This window comes from Pseudomonas sp. W17 (genome assembly GCF_040268305.1).
Lineage (GTDB): Bacteria > Pseudomonadota > Gammaproteobacteria > Pseudomonadales > Pseudomonadaceae > Aquipseudomonas > Aquipseudomonas protegens.
The window spans coordinates 1,911,007-1,925,771 of sequence record NZ_CP158490.1; the positions used below are offsets into that span (position 1 = coordinate 1,911,007).

Sequence of the window (14,765 nt, forward strand, 5' to 3'; positions counted from 1 at the left end):
TTGTGGTCAAAAGACTGGCGGCACACTGAAGGGAGAGACACATGGCAAGTCCAATTCTACCGGGTACCGGCTTGGGTTCCGGCCTCGACACCGGTGCTATCGTCAAGGCGTTGGTAGCTGCTGACAAGGCGGCCAAGCAAGGTCAGATCGATCGCGCGACCACCACCAATAGCGCCAGCATTTCTGGTATCGGGACATTGCAGTCGTTGTTGTCGACCTTCCAGAGCACGCTGTCGGTTGCTGGGCTGGGAAGCTCTGTGAATCCCGCCTTTGCCGGTTTCGCTGCGACCTCCAGCGACAGCAAGACCGTAGACGCCACCGCAGACAACTATGCGGTTGCCGGCAAATACTCGGTTACCGTCAAAAATCTTGCAACTTCGTCAAAAGTGGCCAGTGCGGCTTTTAGCGGAGGAAATACCAGTGCCATTCCGAGTGGTACGTTAAACATCACTCAAAATGGCATTAACTACCCGTTGACCGTCGGCGCCAATGCGACGCTGCAATCGGTGCGTGACTCGATCAACGCCGATTCGAAGATGAACATGGCCGGGCTCAGCGCGAACATCGTGACCGACTCGTTCGGATCGCGACTGGTGATCGGCTCCGAAAAGACCGGTGCGGGCACCGACATTTCTGTCAGCGGTATTGCCGGTTTGGAGATCGATGGCACTCAGTCGATGTCGAGTGATACCAATCCGGCTTCCGCCGCCTCATCCGGCAATATCGGTGGGCTGGCCAAGGACGCGGTTTTCAGCGTCGACGGCATGCAACTGACCAGCAAGACCAATACAGTCACGCAGGCCATTTCCGGTCTTAAGCTCAATCTGGTTGCGCCAACCACCACGCCGATCACCGTGACAGTTGCCACAAACACTGAGGGTCTTAAGACCTCGATCCAGAAGTTTGTCGACGCCTATAATGCCGTGGCCAACGGCATTACTACGCTGACCAAGCCTTCCCTGGATGACAGTGGCAACCCGACCATCCCGGCACAGCTCACTGGTGACTCGCTGCCTCGTTCGATTCTGGCGGCTATTCGTGCACCACTGTCCGAAACGGGCGCCGGCGACAAGTTGACAGTGCTGGCGCAGTTGGGGATCACCACCAACCAGAAGACCGGTGCACTGGATTTCGACGACAAGAAATTCACGGCTGCCATGACCGACAAGAAGCTCGGTGGTGAAGTGCAGAAGCTGTTTACCGGTGATGGTACCAACCCGGGTCTGCTGGAACGCATGACTAACGCGATCAAGCCGTTTACCCAGGGTGTGGGTAGCATGACCGAAGGGATCCTGACCACTCGTACCAAGACCCTGGATATCACCAAGAAAAAGCTCAGTGATCAACAGGATGCCCTGGATCGCCGGGTGGCTACCCTGACAGCGGTGCTGACCAAGAAGTACAACGACATGGACACCCTGGTGGGCAAGCTGAAGGCCACTGCCAGCAATATCACGTCGATGTTTGAAGCCTTGACCGCACAGCAAAAAGGCTGATATTCACTCAGCGCCAAAAGCCCGGCAGTGTTTTTCAGCGCTCCGGGCTTTTGTATTTGGCCTAAAGTTTTTTGACGTTGCGTCGATATATTGCTTATACGAACCCTTGAGTTTTGAAGAGGTATTACATGAATCCGATGTTAGCCCTTCGGCAGTACCAGAAGATCGGTGCGCAGGCGCAGACCTCCGAAGCCAGTCCCCATCGTCTGGTGCAGATGCTGATGGAAGGCGGCCTGGATCGTATCGCTCAGGCCAAGGGGGCGATCGAGCGCAAGGATATCGCCAACAAAGGCATATTCATCAGCAAGGCCATCGGCATCATTGGTGGTCTGCGTGAAGGTCTGGACCTGGAAAACTCCCTGGATACCCTGGGGGATCTGGACAGTCTGTATACCTACATGATGAAGCGCCTGGCTGAAGCCAATATCAAGACCGATCCGAAGATTCTCGATGAGGTCGCCGGTCTGCTGCGTACGGTCAAGGATGGCTGGGATGCCATTGCCGCACCGGGTCCGCAGTTTTAAGGAGGAACACCATGAGTGCTGTCCTGCAACGCATTGAAGAAACCCGTGAGGCGCTGGTCGGCGCCCTGGCCGAACGCAACTGGCAAGCCATTGGCGAGCTGGATCTGGCGTGCCGTTCATGCATGGAGGACGTGCTCAGCGAGGCTGAGGTTGACGAGGCGGCACTGCGCGACAATCTGGAGGAGTTGTTGGGGGTCTACCGGCAGCTGCTTGAGGTAGCAACAGGGGAGCGCCAGGCGATAGTCGACGAGATGTCGCAGATCCAGCAAGCACAGAACGCGGCAAAGGTTTACCATTTGTTCGGTTGATGTTGAGTTAATCCCGAACACTGCGCGCCATAAATTTGACTGTGCACGCTTTTTTGACTTAACTAGTGGCTGTTTTCAGATTTCAGGCGTCTATAAGGCAGAAAATGCCTACAAGCGCGTCTAGCTTGCCCCTTATCTGGGCATTGAGTTGACTAGGGAAGTTGCTATTGCATGTGGCGTGAAACCAAAATTCTGCTGATCGATGACGATAGCGTGCGCCGCCGCGACCTGGCGGTGATTTTAAATTTTCTTGGCGAAGAAAATTTACCCTGCGGTAGCCATGACTGGCAGCAGGCTGTCGGCTCTTTGTCGTCAAGTCGCGAAGTAATTTGCGTCCTCATCGGGACCGTAAATGCTCCTGGTGCACTTCTGGGCCTGTTAAAGACACTCTCAACCTGGGATGAGTTCCTTCCAGTGCTGTTGATGGGCGAAAATTCTTCCATTGATCTGCCTGAAGACCAGCGTCGTCGTGTGCTTTCCACCCTGGAAATGCCTCCCAGCTACAGCAAGTTGCTGGACTCCCTGCACCGGGCTCAGGTCTATCGTGAAATGTACGATCAGGCCCGTGAGCGCGGTCGTCACCGTGAACCCAATCTTTTCCGCAGCCTGGTAGGCACCAGTCGCGCCATCCAGCATGTGCGGCAGATGATGCAGCAGGTGGCGGATACCGACGCCAGCGTGCTGATCCTTGGCGAGTCGGGAACAGGCAAGGAAGTGGTAGCGCGCAACCTGCACTATCACTCCAAGCGGCGCGACGCGCCTTTCGTGCCGGTCAATTGCGGCGCCATTCCGGCAGAGCTGCTGGAAAGTGAGCTGTTTGGCCATGAAAAGGGTGCGTTCACCGGTGCTATCACCAGTCGTGCCGGGCGTTTCGAGCTGGCCAATGGCGGCACCCTGTTCCTCGACGAAATTGGCGATATGCCACTGCCGATGCAGGTCAAGTTGTTGCGGGTGCTGCAGGAGCGCACGTTCGAGCGCGTGGGCAGCAACAAGACCCAGGGTGTTGATGTGCGAATCATCGCTGCCACCCATAAGAACCTGGAAAGCATGATCGAGGTAGGCAGTTTCAGGGAGGATCTGTACTACCGCCTCAACGTGTTCCCCATTGAAATGGCGCCGCTGCGTGAGCGAGTGGAAGACATTCCGCTGCTGATGAATGAGCTGATTTCGCGAATGGAGCACGAGAAGCGCGGTTCTATACGCTTCAACTCTGCCGCCATCATGTCGCTGTGCCGGCATGGCTGGCCGGGTAACGTTCGTGAGCTGGCCAACCTGGTGGAGCGCATGGCGATCATGCATCCCTATGGTGTGATTGGCGTCGTCGAGTTGCCGAAGAAGTTCCGCTATGTGGATGACGAAGACGAGCAGTTGGTGGACAGCCTGCGCAGCGATCTGGAAGAGCGCGTAGCGATCAACGGTCACGCGCCAGACTTCGCCGCCACGGCCATGCTGCCGCCGGAAGGCCTGGACCTGAAGGACTACCTCGGCAGCCTGGAGCAAGGGCTGATCCAGCAGGCGCTGGACGACGCCAATGGCATCGTGGCGCGGGCCGCAGAGCGTTTGCGCATCCGTCGCACCACCCTGGTGGAGAAGATGCGCAAGTACGGTATGAGTCGTCGTGAAGGTGATGAACAGGCGGATGATTGACGCCGATTTTTCAAGTCTTTGAAAACTGGGTGGTTTTTTTTAGGCACGGGTATTGCTAAGTCTCTTGCAACGTTCCGTTTAACTGACGGTCAGCCACGCGAGAGTGCACGATGCCCCAAGCCGCCCAGATGTCTCCTGCCCCTGATGCACAGGGGCAATCGTCGTCCGTAGAGCAGGCAAGCCGGCTAGGTCTTGAGCAGGCCTTCGCCTTGTTCAACCAGATGTCGAGCCAACTTACTGACTCCTACAGCATGCTTGAGGCCCGGGTGACCGAGCTCAAGGGCGAGTTGGCGGTGGTCAGCGCCCAGCGCATGCAGGAGCTGGCGGAAAAGGAGCGTTTGGCCAACCGTCTGCAGAACCTGCTGGACCTGTTGCCGGGCGGGGTCATCGTGATTGATGGTCATGGCATCGTCACCGAGGCCAACCCGGCAGCCTGCGAGCTGCTGGGGCTGCCGCTGGAAGGGCAGTTGTGGCGCAACATCATCGCCCGCAGCTTTGCCCCTCGCGAAGACGATGGCCATGAAATTTCCCTGCGCGACGGTCGACGCCTGTCGATTGCCACGCGCTCGCTGGATGCCGAGCCCGGGCAGTTGGTGCTGCTCAATGACTTGACTGAAACCCGTCATCTGCAAGACCAGTTGGCCCGTCATGAGCGTCTGTCCTCCCTGGGCAAGATGGTTGCCTCCCTGGCTCACCAGATCCGCACGCCGTTGTCGGCGGCCCTGCTGTACGCCAGCCATCTCACTGAGCAGGAACTGCCGGTCGCTACCCATCAGCGCTTTGCCGGGCGGCTCAAGGAACGTTTGCACGAGCTGGAACATCAAGTGCGCGACATGCTGGTGTTCGCCCGTGGCGAATTGCCCTTGACCGATCGCCTGACGCCCAAGTCGCTGTTGCAGTCGTTGCAGGCCGCGGCCCTGACCCATGTGCAGGACGTTGCCGTGCGCTGGCAGTGCGATAGCCACCACGGTGAGTTGCTGTGCAATCGCGACACTCTGGTGGGCGCCTTGCTCAATCTGATCGAGAACGCGGTGCAGGCCAGTGCCGGCGCGGCGCGACTCAAGGTGCACCTGTACAGCCGCGGCGACACCTTGCGGCTGTGCATCAGTGACAGTGGCAGTGGTATCGACGCCGCGGTCCTGGAGCGCCTGGGAGAGCCGTTCTTCACCACCAAGCCCAATGGAACCGGGCTGGGCCTGACGGTGGTCAAGGCGGTAGCCCGTGCTCATCAGGGAGAATTGTCGCTGCGCTCGCGTCCTGGGCGCGGTACTTGTGCGCTGGTGACACTGCCTCTGTTCTCCAGCGTGCATGGAGTGGAGTGAAGGTAATGGCAATCAAGGTTCTACTGGTTGAAGACGACCGCTCATTGCGCGAGGCCCTGGCGGATACCCTGCTGCTGGCCGGTCATGACTACAAGGCTGTCGGCAGTGCTGAGGAAGCATTGGAGGCTGTGGCCGCGGAGCCCTTCAGCCTGGTGGTCAGCGACGTCAACATGCCGGGCATGGACGGTCATCAATTGCTTGGCCTGCTGCGAGTCCGCCAGCCACAACTGCCGGTGTTGCTGATGACTGCCCATGGCGCCGTCGAGCGTGCCGTGGACGCCATGCGCCAGGGGGCGGCCGATTATCTGGTCAAGCCTTTCGAACCGCGGGCCCTGCTGGACCTGGTGGCGCGCCATGCCTTGGGCGGCCTGGGTGTTGGCGAGGATGAGGGGCCTGTGGCCTTCGAACCGGCCAGCGCTCAGTTGCTGGAGCTGGCGGCGCGGGTGGCCCGCAGTGATTCCACGGTGCTGATTTCCGGTGAATCCGGCACTGGCAAGGAGGTACTGGCACGCTATATCCATCAGCATTCCCATCGAGTCAATCAGCCGTTTATCGCCATCAACTGCGCGGCCATCCCGGACAACATGCTCGAAGCCACTTTGTTCGGGCACGAAAAGGGCTCTTTCACAGGGGCCATCTCTGCCCAGCCCGGCAAGTTCGAGCAGGCCGATGGCGGCACCATCCTGCTGGACGAGATTTCCGAAATGCCTCTGGGCTTGCAGGCCAAGCTGCTGCGGGTCTTGCAGGAGCGCGAAGTGGAGCGGGTGGGTGCGCGCAAGCCGATCACCCTGGATATCCGCGTGGTCGCCACCACCAACCGCGATCTGGCGGGGGAGGTAGCGGCCGGTCGTTTCCGCGAGGACTTGTATTACCGTTTGTCGGTATTTCCTCTAGCCTGGAAGCCGTTGCGCGAGCGTACCGCCGATATCCTGCCGCTGGCCGAGCGCCTGCTGGCCAAGCACGTCAATAAAATGAAGCACGCGGCGGCCAGGCTATCGGCCAAGGCCCAGGAGTGCCTGCTGGCCTATCCATGGCCAGGCAACGTTAGAGAGCTGGACAACGCATTGCAGCGCGCATTGATCCTGCAGCAGGGGGGCTTGATCCAGCCGGAAGATTTCTGTCTTGCCGGCCCTGTGGCTTGTGCTCCGCTGCCGGCGCTGGCGCCCGTGGTGCAGATGGCGGCGCGTGGCACGGCTGCCGAGGTGGAGGCGCCGGCTCAAGAATCCGGCGGCCTGGGCGATGACCTGCGGCGCCGGGAGTTTCAGATGATCATCGATACCCTGCGCTCCGAGCGCGGGCGACGCAAGGAGGCCGCGGAACGCCTGGGTATCAGCCCGCGGACCTTGCGCTACAAGTTGGCGCAGATGCGCGATGCTGGAATGGACGTCGAGGCCTATTTGTTCGCGACCTGATCTGTGAGAGGCAAGCCCGGGATGGGCTTTTGTCGATAAGGGCCATGGAGCTGGCACCCTTGTTGCTAACACCTCACTAACCGCTGAGTGAGCGTCAAAAAATTGCGGGTCGTCAGAGAGAGTAGACCATGAGCCAAGGTGTTGAATTTAATCGGTTGATGCTGGATATGCGTGCCATGCAGATGGACGCAATGTCGCAGCCTAAATCCGCCGCGGTGGCAGAAGTCAGCGGCAGCAGCTTTGCTGACATGCTTGGCCAGGCCGTGAACAAGGTCAATGACACTCAGCAGGCGTCCAATCAGCTGTCCAGTGCCTTTGAAATTGGCAAGAGCGGTGTCGATCTGACGGACGTGATGATTTCCTCGCAAAAGGCCAGCGTGTCTTTTCAAGCCTTGACCCAGGTTCGCAACAAGCTGGTTCAAGCGTATCAAGACATCATGCAGATGCCGGTTTAAGGACGAGATTGAGTCATGGCAGAAGCAGTCGCCGATAACGTTCCGGCCAAGGCCGCCCCGATCGACGGTAAACCGCCGCTGTTCGGTTTGTCCTTCCTGGAAAACCTGTCCCAGATGACCATGCTGCGTCAGGTCGGCCTGTTGGTGGGCCTGGCCGCCAGCGTGGCGATTGGTTTTGCTGTGGTGCTGTGGTCCCAGCAACCCGATTACCGGCCGCTGTACGGCAGCCTGGCGGGTATGGACGCCAAGCAGGTCATGGATACCCTGGCCTCTGCCGACATTCCTTACACCGTAGAGCCCAATTCCGGCGCCTTGCTGGTCAAGGCCGATGACCTGTCCCGAGCCCGCCTGAAGCTGGCCGCGGCTGGCGTAGCGCCGGGTGACGGCAACGTCGGTTTCGAGATCCTCGATAAAGAGCAGGGCCTGGGTACCAGTCAGTTCATGGAAGCGACCCGTTACCGTCGCGGCCTGGAAGGCGAGCTGGCTCGCACCATCTCCAGCCTGAACAACGTCAAGGGCGCCCGGGTACACCTGGCGATTCCCAAAAGCTCAGTGTTCGTGCGTGATGAACGCAAGCCCAGCGCCTCGGTCCTGGTAGAACTCTACTCCGGCCGTTCCCTGGAGCCCGGCCAGGTCATGGCCATTGTCAACCTGGTGGCGACCAGTGTTCCCGAGCTGAACAAGTCCCAGGTCACCGTGGTCGATCAGAAGGGCAACCTGTTGTCCGACCAGGCGGAAAACTCCGCACTGACCATGGCTGGCAAGCAGTTCGACTACAGCCGCCGCCTGGAAGGCATGCTGACCCAGCGGGTGCACAACATCCTGCAGCCGGTGCTGGGCAACGATCGCTACAAGGCTGAAGTCTCGGCGGACGTCGATTTCAGTGCCGTGGAATCCACCTCCGAACAGTTCAACCCCGACCAGCCGGCCCTGCGCAGCGAGCAGTCGGTGAATGAGCAGCGCTCCAGCAGCAACGGCCCGCAAGGCGTGCCGGGTGCTCTGAGCAACCAGCCGCCAGCGCCGGCCTCTGCGCCACAAACCACCGGTGGCGCCACTGCCGCCGCCGGCATGGTGCAACCGGGCCAGCCACTGCTGGACGCCAACGGCCAACAGATCATGGACCCGGCCACCGGCCAGCCGATGCTGGCGCCGTACCCGTCGGACAAGCGTCAACAATCCACCAAGAACTTCGAGCTCGATCGCTCCATCAGCCATACCAAGCAGCAGCAGGGTCGCCTGAATCGTCTGTCGGTAGCGGTAGTGGTGGACGACCAGGTCAAGGTCAACCCGGCCAATGGCGAAACCAGCCGAGCGCCGTGGAGCGCCGACGAATTGGCGCGCTTCACCCGTCTGGTGCAGGACGCCGTGGGCTTCGATGCCAGCCGTGGCGACAGCGTCAGCGTGATCAACGTGCCGTTCTCCGCCGAACGCGGGGAAGTGATCGCCGATATTCCGTTCTACTCGCAGCCCTGGTTCTGGGACATCGTCAAGCAAGTGCTCGGCGTGCTGTTCATCCTGGTGCTGGTGTTCGGCGTGTTGCGTCCGGTGCTCAACAACATCACTGGCGGCGGCAAGAACAAAGAACTGGCAGGCCTGGGCAGTGACGTCGAACTGGGCGGCATGGGCGGCCTGGACGGTGAGTTGGGCAACGACCGCGTGAGCCTCGGCGGCCCGCAGAGCATTCTGCTGCCGAGCCCGAGCGAGGGTTATGACGCTCAGTTGAACGCAATCAAGAGTCTGGTGGCTGAAGACCCGGGTCGAGTGGCTCAGGTCGTGAAAGAGTGGATTAACGCAGATGAGTGATAACCGAGCCGCTACCGCCAAACTGACCCGGGTCGACAAAGCCGCGATCCTGCTGCTGTCCCTGGGTTCTACCGATGCTGCGCAAGTGTTGCGCCACATGGGCCCCAAAGAGGTCCAGCGGGTGGGCGTGGCCATGGCGCAGATGGGTAACGTGCACCGCGAGCAGGTCGAACAGGTGATGAGCGAGTTCGTCGATATTGTCGGCGACCAGACCAGCCTGGGCGTCGGTTCCGATGACTACGTGCGCAAGATGCTCACCCAGGCCCTGGGCGAAGACAAGGCCAACGGCCTGATCGACCGCATTCTGCTGGGTGGCAACACCAGCGGCCTGGACAGCCTGAAGTGGATGGAGCCGCGGGCCGTTGCCGACGTGATCCGCTACGAGCACCCGCAGATCCAGGCCATCGTGGTGGCCTACCTCGATCCTGACCAGGCCGGCGAAGTGCTCGGCAACTTCGACCACAAGGCGCGCCTGGACATCATCTTGCGGGTTTCCTCGCTCAACACCGTGCAACCCGCGGCGCTCAAGGAACTCAACCAGATTCTCGAGAAGCAGTTCTCCGGCAACTCCAACGCATCGCGGACCACCCTGGGTGGTATCAAGCGTGCAGCCGACATCATGAACTTCCTCGACAGCTCGATCGAAGGCCAGCTGATGGATTCGATCCGCGAAGTGGACGAAGACCTGTCGGGCCAGATCGAAGACCTGATGTTCGTCTTCAACAACCTCGCCGATGTCGACGATCGCGGCATCCAGGCGCTGCTGCGCGAAGTCTCTTCCGACGTGCTGGTGCTGGCCCTCAAGGGCTCGGACGAAGGGGTCAAGGAAAAGATCTTCAAGAACATGTCCAAGCGTGCGGCGGAACTGCTGCGCGACGACCTGGAAGCCAAGGGTCCGGTTCGCGTCAGCGATGTGGAAACCGCGCAGAAGGAAATCCTCACCATTGCCCGCCGTATGGCCGAAGCCGGAGAAATCGTTCTCGGCGGGAAGGGCGGCGAAGAAATGATCTAAGGTCGCTTTATGTCGTCCAGCAGTGATGAGTCCCAAAGCGAGCTGATTCGCGCCCGGGACGTCGAGGGTTTTGACGTCTGGGCGCTGCCCAGTTTCGATCCCGAGCCGCCCGAGCCTGAACCCGAGCCGGAAGAGGTGCAGGAGGAGATCGAGGAAGTGCCGCTGGAGGAAGTCCAGCCGCTGACCCTTGAAGAGCTCGAGAGCATCCGCCAGGAAGCCTATAACGAAGGGTTCGCCACCGGCGAGAAAGAGGGCTTTCACAGCACCACCCTCAAAGTGCGCCAGGAAGCCGAAGTGGCACTGAGCGCCAAGTTGCAGGCGCTGGAGCAACTGATGGCCAACCTGTTCGAGCCCATTGCCGAGCAGGACACCCAGATTGAAAAGACCCTGGTGGAGCTGGTGCGGCATATCACCCGCCAAGTGATCCAGCGCGAGCTGGCGATGGACTCCACGCAGATCGAACATGTCATGCGCGAAGCGCTCAAGCTGCTGCCCCTGGGCGTCGGTAATGTGCGCCTGTACGTCAATCCGCAGGATTTCGAGCAGGTCAAAAGCCTGCGCGAGCGCCATGAGGAAAGCTGGCGCATCGTCGAGGACGAAGCGCTGCTGCCCGGCGGTTGCCGGGTCGAGACCGAGTACAGCCGTATCGACGCCAGCATGGAAACCCGGATCGCCCAGGCCATGGACCAGCTGTCCGACCAGTTGCACGAACAATCGCTGCATCCGGCAGCGGCGGACCTTGGCCTGGACCTGGGGCCGTTGACGCCGTCGGCGCCGCAGAGCGACATCGCCGACCCCGCTATTGACCCTGACGCCGCCGCGCACGAGCCAGCGGACCCTAGCAATGCGCCTTGAACGCACCAGCTTCGGCAAGCGCCTGGGGGGCTATGCCCAGGCTATCAGCCTGCCGGGCCAGCCAATCCTTGAGGGCCGCTTGCTGCGCATGGTCGGCCTGACACTGGAAGCCGAAGGCTTGCGCGCGGCCATGGGCACCCGGTGCATGGTGATCAACGATGACAGCTACCACCCGGTCAAGGTCGAAGCCGAGGTCATGGGGTTCTCCGGGACCAAGGTATTCCTGATGCCAGTGGGCAGCGTGGCCGGGATCGCTCCGGGCGCGCGTGTGGTGCCCCTGGCCGACACCGGCCGTTTGCCCATGGGCATGAGCATGCTCGGGCGTGTGCTGGACGGCGCCGGCAGGGCGCTGGATGGCAAGGGCGCGATGCGTGCCGAAGACTGGGTGCCGATGGACGGCCCCACCATCAACCCGCTCAAGCGCGACCCCATCAGCCAGCCGCTGGATGTGGGTATTCGCAGTATCAACGGTTTATTGACGGTAGGTCGTGGTCAGCGTCTCGGCCTGTTCGCCGGTACCGGCGTGGGCAAGAGTGTGCTGCTTGGCATGATGACCCGCTTCACCGAGGCCGACATCATTGTGGTCGGGCTGATCGGCGAGCGGGGACGTGAGGTCAAGGAGTTCATCGAGCACATCCTGGGTGAGGAAGGCCTCAAGCGTTCGGTGGTGGTAGCCTCGCCAGCGGATGATGCTCCGCTGATGCGTCTGCGGGCTGCGATGTACTGCACGCGGATCGCCGAATATTTTCGCGACAAGGGCAAGAACGTCCTGTTGCTGATGGATTCCCTGACACGTTTCGCCCAGGCCCAGCGGGAAATCGCCCTGGCCATCGGCGAGCCGCCGGCCACCAAGGGCTATCCGCCTTCGGTGTTCGCCAAGCTGCCCAAGCTGGTGGAGCGTGCCGGCAATGCCGAGGCTGGCGGCGGTTCGATCACCGCCTTCTACACGGTATTGTCCGAAGGCGATGACCAGCAGGACCCGATCGCCGACTCGGCGCGGGGCGTGCTCGACGGGCATATCGTGCTGTCCAGGCGCCTGGCGGAAGAGGGGCACTACCCGGCCATCGACATCGAGGCCTCCATCAGCCGGGTCATGCCGGCGGTGATCAGCCCTGACAACATGGCGCGGGCGCAGTACTTCAAACAGCTGTGGTCGCGTTACCAGCAGGCCCGGGACCTGATCAGCGTCGGTGCCTATGTGGCCGGCGGCGACCGGGATACCGATACGGCCATCTCCCTCCATCCGGCCATGGTTGCGTACCTGCGCCAGGGGCTCAATGACAACATCAGCCTGGGCCATAGCCAGACCCACCTGGAAATGCTTTTCGCTCCGGCAGCGGGCGGGTAACCGGCCATGGCCGATAGCCGTGCGGCGCGCCTGGCGCCGGTGGTGGACATGGCAGAGAGTGCCGAGCGCACGGCCGCCCAGCGCCTGGAGTACTTTCACGGCCAGGTGCGTGTGGCCGAGAGCAAGCTGGGGGACCTGGAGCGTTTTCGTGGCGACTACCAGGAACAGTGGGTCGAGCGCGGCAAGTTGGGGGTCAGTGGCCACTGGCTGATGAACTACCAGTACTTTCTCAGCCAGCTGGATACCGCCGTCGGTCAGCAGCGACAGAGCCTGGCCTGGCACCAGAACAACCTCGATCGCGCCCGGGAGGCCTGGCAGCAGGCATACGCCCGGGTCGAGGGGCTGCGCAAGCTGGTGCAGCGCTATATCGACGAGGCGCGGGCGCTTGAGGACAAGCGTGAGCAGAAGTTGCTGGATGAACTTTCCCAGCGCTTGCCTCGTCAGAGCCCATACTGATGGTGCTCATTTGCACCGTGCGGGTTGTCCCCCCGGCGAGTGGGTGCTAAACCTTTTAGACGTCGCCAATGACAAGGAAGCAGTCACATGTCGGTCGTTACAGAAATATCCCCGGACGGGCAAAAACTCACGATCTCCATCAGAGGCCGTTTCGATTTCGGACGCCACCAGGAGTTTCGCGAATCCTACGAGCGACTCAACCGGACACCGGAGTCCATCGTGGTGGACCTCAAGGAAGCCACCTATCTCGACAGTTCGGCCCTGGGCATGCTGCTGTTGCTGCGTGACCACGCCGGCGGCGACAACGCCGATGTCCGGGTAATCAACAGCAACTCGGATGTGCGCAAGATCCTCGCCATCTCCAACTTCGACAAGCTTTTCGACATCAGTTGACCGGTATGCGGTCGATGCTCGAGCCCCTGTGTGTGCTGATCGCCGAAGATGGCGCAGCGGACCGCATGCTGCTGTCCAGCATCATCCGGCGCCAGGGGCATCAGGTGCTGGCGGCAAGCAACGGCGCCGAGGCGGTGCAGCTGTTTCAGCAACAGCGCCCGCACATCGTGCTGATGGATGCATTGATGCCGGTGATGGACGGTTTCGAGGCTGCCCGGCAGATCAAGGCCCTGGCTGGCGAGACCCTGGTGCCGATCATCTTTCTCACCTCCTTGAGCGGCGGCGAGGCCCTGGCTCGCTGCCTGGAAGCGGGTGGCGACGACTTTCTGGCCAAGCCTTACAACCCGGTGGTGCTGGGTGCCAAGATCAACGCCATGGACCGCCTGCGCCGTCTGCAAGAGACCGTGCTGCACCAGCGTGACCAGATCACTCGCCACCACGACTATCTGCTCAACGAGCAGCGGGTGGCCAAGGCGGTGTTCGACAAGGTCGCCCATGCCGGCTGCCTGGATGCGCCGAATATCCGTTACCTGCAATCGCCCTATGCCCTGTTCAACGGCGACCTGTTGTTGGCGGCCTACACCCCGGCCGGAGACATGCACGTACTGCTGGGGGATTTCACCGGCCATGGGCTGCCTGCGGCGGTAGGCGCCATGCCGCTGGCAGAGGTGTTCTACGGCATGACCGCCAAGGGCTACGGCCTGCCGGAAACCCTGCGGGAGATGAATGCCAAGCTCAAGCGCATCCTGCCCGTGGACATGTTCTGCTGTGCCACCCTGCTGTGCCTGAGTTCCCAGCGGCGGGCGGTGGAGGTGTGGAACGGCGGCATGCCCGAAGGGTATCTGTATCGGCACGCCAGCGGCGCACGCACGCCGCTGGTGGCACGCCACTTGCCCTTGGGTGTGTTGAGCGCCGAGGCCTTCGAGGACAGCACCGAAGTGTTTTCCATGGCGCCGGGAGACCGCGTCTTCCTGTTGTCGGATGGGGTGATCGATACCTGTAACACCGAGGAGCAACTGTTTGGCGTCGAGCGATTGCACCAGGTGTTTGCCGCCAATCGCCAGGAAGATCAGCTGTTCGAAGAGATCCGGCAGGCCCTGGAGCGCTTTGGCGGCAGTGCCCGGGATGATGTGAGCATGGTCGAGGTGGGGTTGCCGGAGTTTCCCCGGTTGGCGCCGCCGGCTCTGGTGTACTCCGACAGTGGCCAGTCCTGCCCGCTGGACTGGTCGGTGAGTTTCGAGTTTCGGGCTGCCACCCTCAAGCGTTTCAATCCCTTGCCCTATCTGCTGCAACTGTTGCTTGAGGTGCATGGCCTGCGCTCCCAGAGCGGGGCGCTGTACAGCGTTTTGGCAGAGCTCTACTCCAATGCCCTGGAACATGGCGTGCTCAAGCTCGACTCGCGGCTCAAGCGCGATGCCGAGGGGTTTACCCGCTATTACCGCGAACGCTCGACCCGGCTTGCGCAGTTGCAGGAGGGTTTTGTCCGGGTGCATCTGCAAGTGCAGCCCCTGGAAGCGGGAGGGCGCCTGGTGGTGCGCGTCGAGGACAGTGGCGAGGGCTTCGATGTGGCTGCGGTCCTGGCGCGGCCCAATGATATGGAGCGTCTGTCGGGGCGTGGCGTCAGTCTGATCCGGCAGATGAGCCGGCAGGCCGTGTGGGCGGATGATGGGCGCAGTGTCTGCGTGGAGTTTTCTTGGGAGGCTCTGGCATAATTCCCGGGTTCTTGATCAAGGA

The 14,765-nt window shown here is 61.3% G+C and carries 14 protein-coding genes; all 14 read left to right on the plus strand.

Annotated features, from left to right (window positions below; genetic code table 11):
* Window positions 1-41: 41 nt before the first annotated feature.
* The 14 genes from fliD to ABCR88_RS08895 all read left to right on the plus strand — a co-directional run bounded on the left by fliD (window position 42) and on the right by ABCR88_RS08895 (window position 14,743).
* The gene (gene fliD, locus ABCR88_RS08830; RefSeq protein ID WP_183000581.1) at window positions 42-1,496 is read left to right on the plus strand and encodes a flagellar filament capping protein FliD; all 1,455 of its coding nucleotides are present in this window, start codon (window positions 42-44) and stop codon (window positions 1,494-1,496) included.
* A 128-nt stretch (window positions 1,497-1,624) separates the two neighbouring features.
* Entirely contained in the window at window positions 1,625-2,020 is a 396-nt protein-coding gene (gene fliS / locus ABCR88_RS08835; RefSeq protein ID WP_015634629.1) for a flagellar export chaperone FliS, read from the plus strand.
* 11 nt (window positions 2,021-2,031) lie between these two features.
* A complete protein-coding gene (locus ABCR88_RS08840) occupies window positions 2,032-2,328 on the plus strand; it encodes a hypothetical protein (protein WP_011059969.1) in 297 nt (98 codons plus the stop codon).
* A gap of 171 nt (window positions 2,329-2,499) precedes the next feature.
* On the plus strand, window positions 2,500-3,975 hold the full coding sequence (locus tag ABCR88_RS08845) for a sigma-54 dependent transcriptional regulator (protein ID WP_011059970.1): 1,476 nt from the start codon (window positions 2,500-2,502) through the stop codon (window positions 3,973-3,975).
* Window positions 3,976-4,103: 128 nt separating this feature from the next.
* Window positions 4,104-5,297: an ATP-binding protein gene (locus ABCR88_RS08850; RefSeq protein ID WP_171820690.1), complete on the plus strand. Its 1,194-nt coding sequence runs from the start codon at window positions 4,104-4,106 to the stop codon at window positions 5,295-5,297.
* Window positions 5,298-5,302: 5 nt separating this feature from the next.
* The gene (locus ABCR88_RS08855) at window positions 5,303-6,709 is read left to right on the plus strand and encodes a sigma-54 dependent transcriptional regulator (RefSeq protein WP_325985689.1); all 1,407 of its coding nucleotides are present in this window, start codon (window positions 5,303-5,305) and stop codon (window positions 6,707-6,709) included.
* A 128-nt stretch (window positions 6,710-6,837) separates the two neighbouring features.
* Complete coding sequence (fliE, locus tag ABCR88_RS08860; protein ID WP_011059973.1) at window positions 6,838-7,164, plus strand: flagellar hook-basal body complex protein FliE; 327 nt, start codon at window positions 6,838-6,840, stop codon at window positions 7,162-7,164.
* A gap of 15 nt (window positions 7,165-7,179) precedes the next feature.
* Window positions 7,180-8,967, plus strand: a complete 1,788-nt coding sequence (gene fliF / locus ABCR88_RS08865; protein ID WP_011059974.1) for a flagellar basal-body MS-ring/collar protein FliF — start codon at window positions 7,180-7,182, stop codon at window positions 8,965-8,967.
* Window positions 8,960-9,979 carry a flagellar motor switch protein FliG gene (gene fliG / locus ABCR88_RS08870; protein WP_011059975.1) on the plus strand — a complete coding sequence of 340 codons (1,020 nt, stop codon included), beginning with the start codon at window positions 8,960-8,962 and terminating at the stop codon, window positions 9,977-9,979. Before fliF ends, fliG begins: the two co-directional genes overlap by 8 nt.
* 9 nt (window positions 9,980-9,988) lie before the next feature.
* On the plus strand, window positions 9,989-10,834 hold the full coding sequence (gene fliH, locus ABCR88_RS08875; RefSeq protein WP_053149738.1) for a flagellar assembly protein FliH: 846 nt from the start codon (window positions 9,989-9,991) through the stop codon (window positions 10,832-10,834).
* Entirely contained in the window at window positions 10,824-12,182 is a 1,359-nt protein-coding gene (gene fliI / locus ABCR88_RS08880; RefSeq protein WP_041116665.1) for a flagellar protein export ATPase FliI, read from the plus strand. The genes fliH and fliI overlap by 11 nt, the downstream gene beginning before the upstream one ends.
* 6 nt (window positions 12,183-12,188) lie before the next feature.
* On the plus strand, window positions 12,189-12,638 hold the full coding sequence (gene fliJ, locus ABCR88_RS08885) for a flagellar export protein FliJ (protein WP_011059978.1): 450 nt from the start codon (window positions 12,189-12,191) through the stop codon (window positions 12,636-12,638).
* 87 nt (window positions 12,639-12,725) lie between these two features.
* A complete protein-coding gene (locus ABCR88_RS08890; RefSeq protein ID WP_011059979.1) occupies window positions 12,726-13,031 on the plus strand; it encodes an STAS domain-containing protein in 306 nt (101 codons plus the stop codon).
* 5 nt (window positions 13,032-13,036) lie between these two features.
* Window positions 13,037-14,743: a fused response regulator/phosphatase gene (locus ABCR88_RS08895; protein WP_065363380.1), complete on the plus strand. Its 1,707-nt coding sequence runs from the start codon at window positions 13,037-13,039 to the stop codon at window positions 14,741-14,743.
* Window positions 14,744-14,765: the final 22 nt, after the last annotated feature.

What these genes read in the sequence shown, in the direction of transcription:
- fliS (WP_015634629.1), top strand. Translation starts at nt 1,625, where the DNA reads ATGAATCCGATGTTAGCCCTTCGGCAGTACCAGAAGATCGGTGCGCAG.
- fliF (WP_011059974.1), top strand. Translation starts at nt 7,180, where the DNA reads ATGGCAGAAGCAGTCGCCGATAACGTTCCGGCCAAGGCCGCCCCGATC.
- fliI (WP_041116665.1), top strand. Translation starts at nt 10,824, where the DNA reads ATGCGCCTTGAACGCACCAGCTTCGGCAAGCGCCTGGGGGGCTATGCC.
- fliE (WP_011059973.1), top strand. Translation starts at nt 6,838, where the DNA reads ATGAGCCAAGGTGTTGAATTTAATCGGTTGATGCTGGATATGCGTGCC.
- ABCR88_RS08895 (WP_065363380.1), top strand. Translation starts at nt 13,037, where the DNA reads ATGCGGTCGATGCTCGAGCCCCTGTGTGTGCTGATCGCCGAAGATGGC.
- ABCR88_RS08855 (WP_325985689.1), top strand. Translation starts at nt 5,303, where the DNA reads ATGGCAATCAAGGTTCTACTGGTTGAAGACGACCGCTCATTGCGCGAG.
- ABCR88_RS08890 (WP_011059979.1), top strand. Translation starts at nt 12,726, where the DNA reads ATGTCGGTCGTTACAGAAATATCCCCGGACGGGCAAAAACTCACGATC.
- fliJ (WP_011059978.1), top strand. Translation starts at nt 12,189, where the DNA reads ATGGCCGATAGCCGTGCGGCGCGCCTGGCGCCGGTGGTGGACATGGCA.
- ABCR88_RS08845 (WP_011059970.1), top strand. Translation starts at nt 2,500, where the DNA reads ATGTGGCGTGAAACCAAAATTCTGCTGATCGATGACGATAGCGTGCGC.
- fliH (WP_053149738.1), top strand. Translation starts at nt 9,989, where the DNA reads ATGTCGTCCAGCAGTGATGAGTCCCAAAGCGAGCTGATTCGCGCCCGG.
- fliD (WP_183000581.1), top strand. Translation starts at nt 42, where the DNA reads ATGGCAAGTCCAATTCTACCGGGTACCGGCTTGGGTTCCGGCCTCGAC.
- ABCR88_RS08850 (WP_171820690.1), top strand. Translation starts at nt 4,104, where the DNA reads ATGTCTCCTGCCCCTGATGCACAGGGGCAATCGTCGTCCGTAGAGCAG.
- fliG (WP_011059975.1), top strand. Translation starts at nt 8,960, where the DNA reads ATGAGTGATAACCGAGCCGCTACCGCCAAACTGACCCGGGTCGACAAA.
- ABCR88_RS08840 (WP_011059969.1), top strand. Translation starts at nt 2,032, where the DNA reads ATGAGTGCTGTCCTGCAACGCATTGAAGAAACCCGTGAGGCGCTGGTC.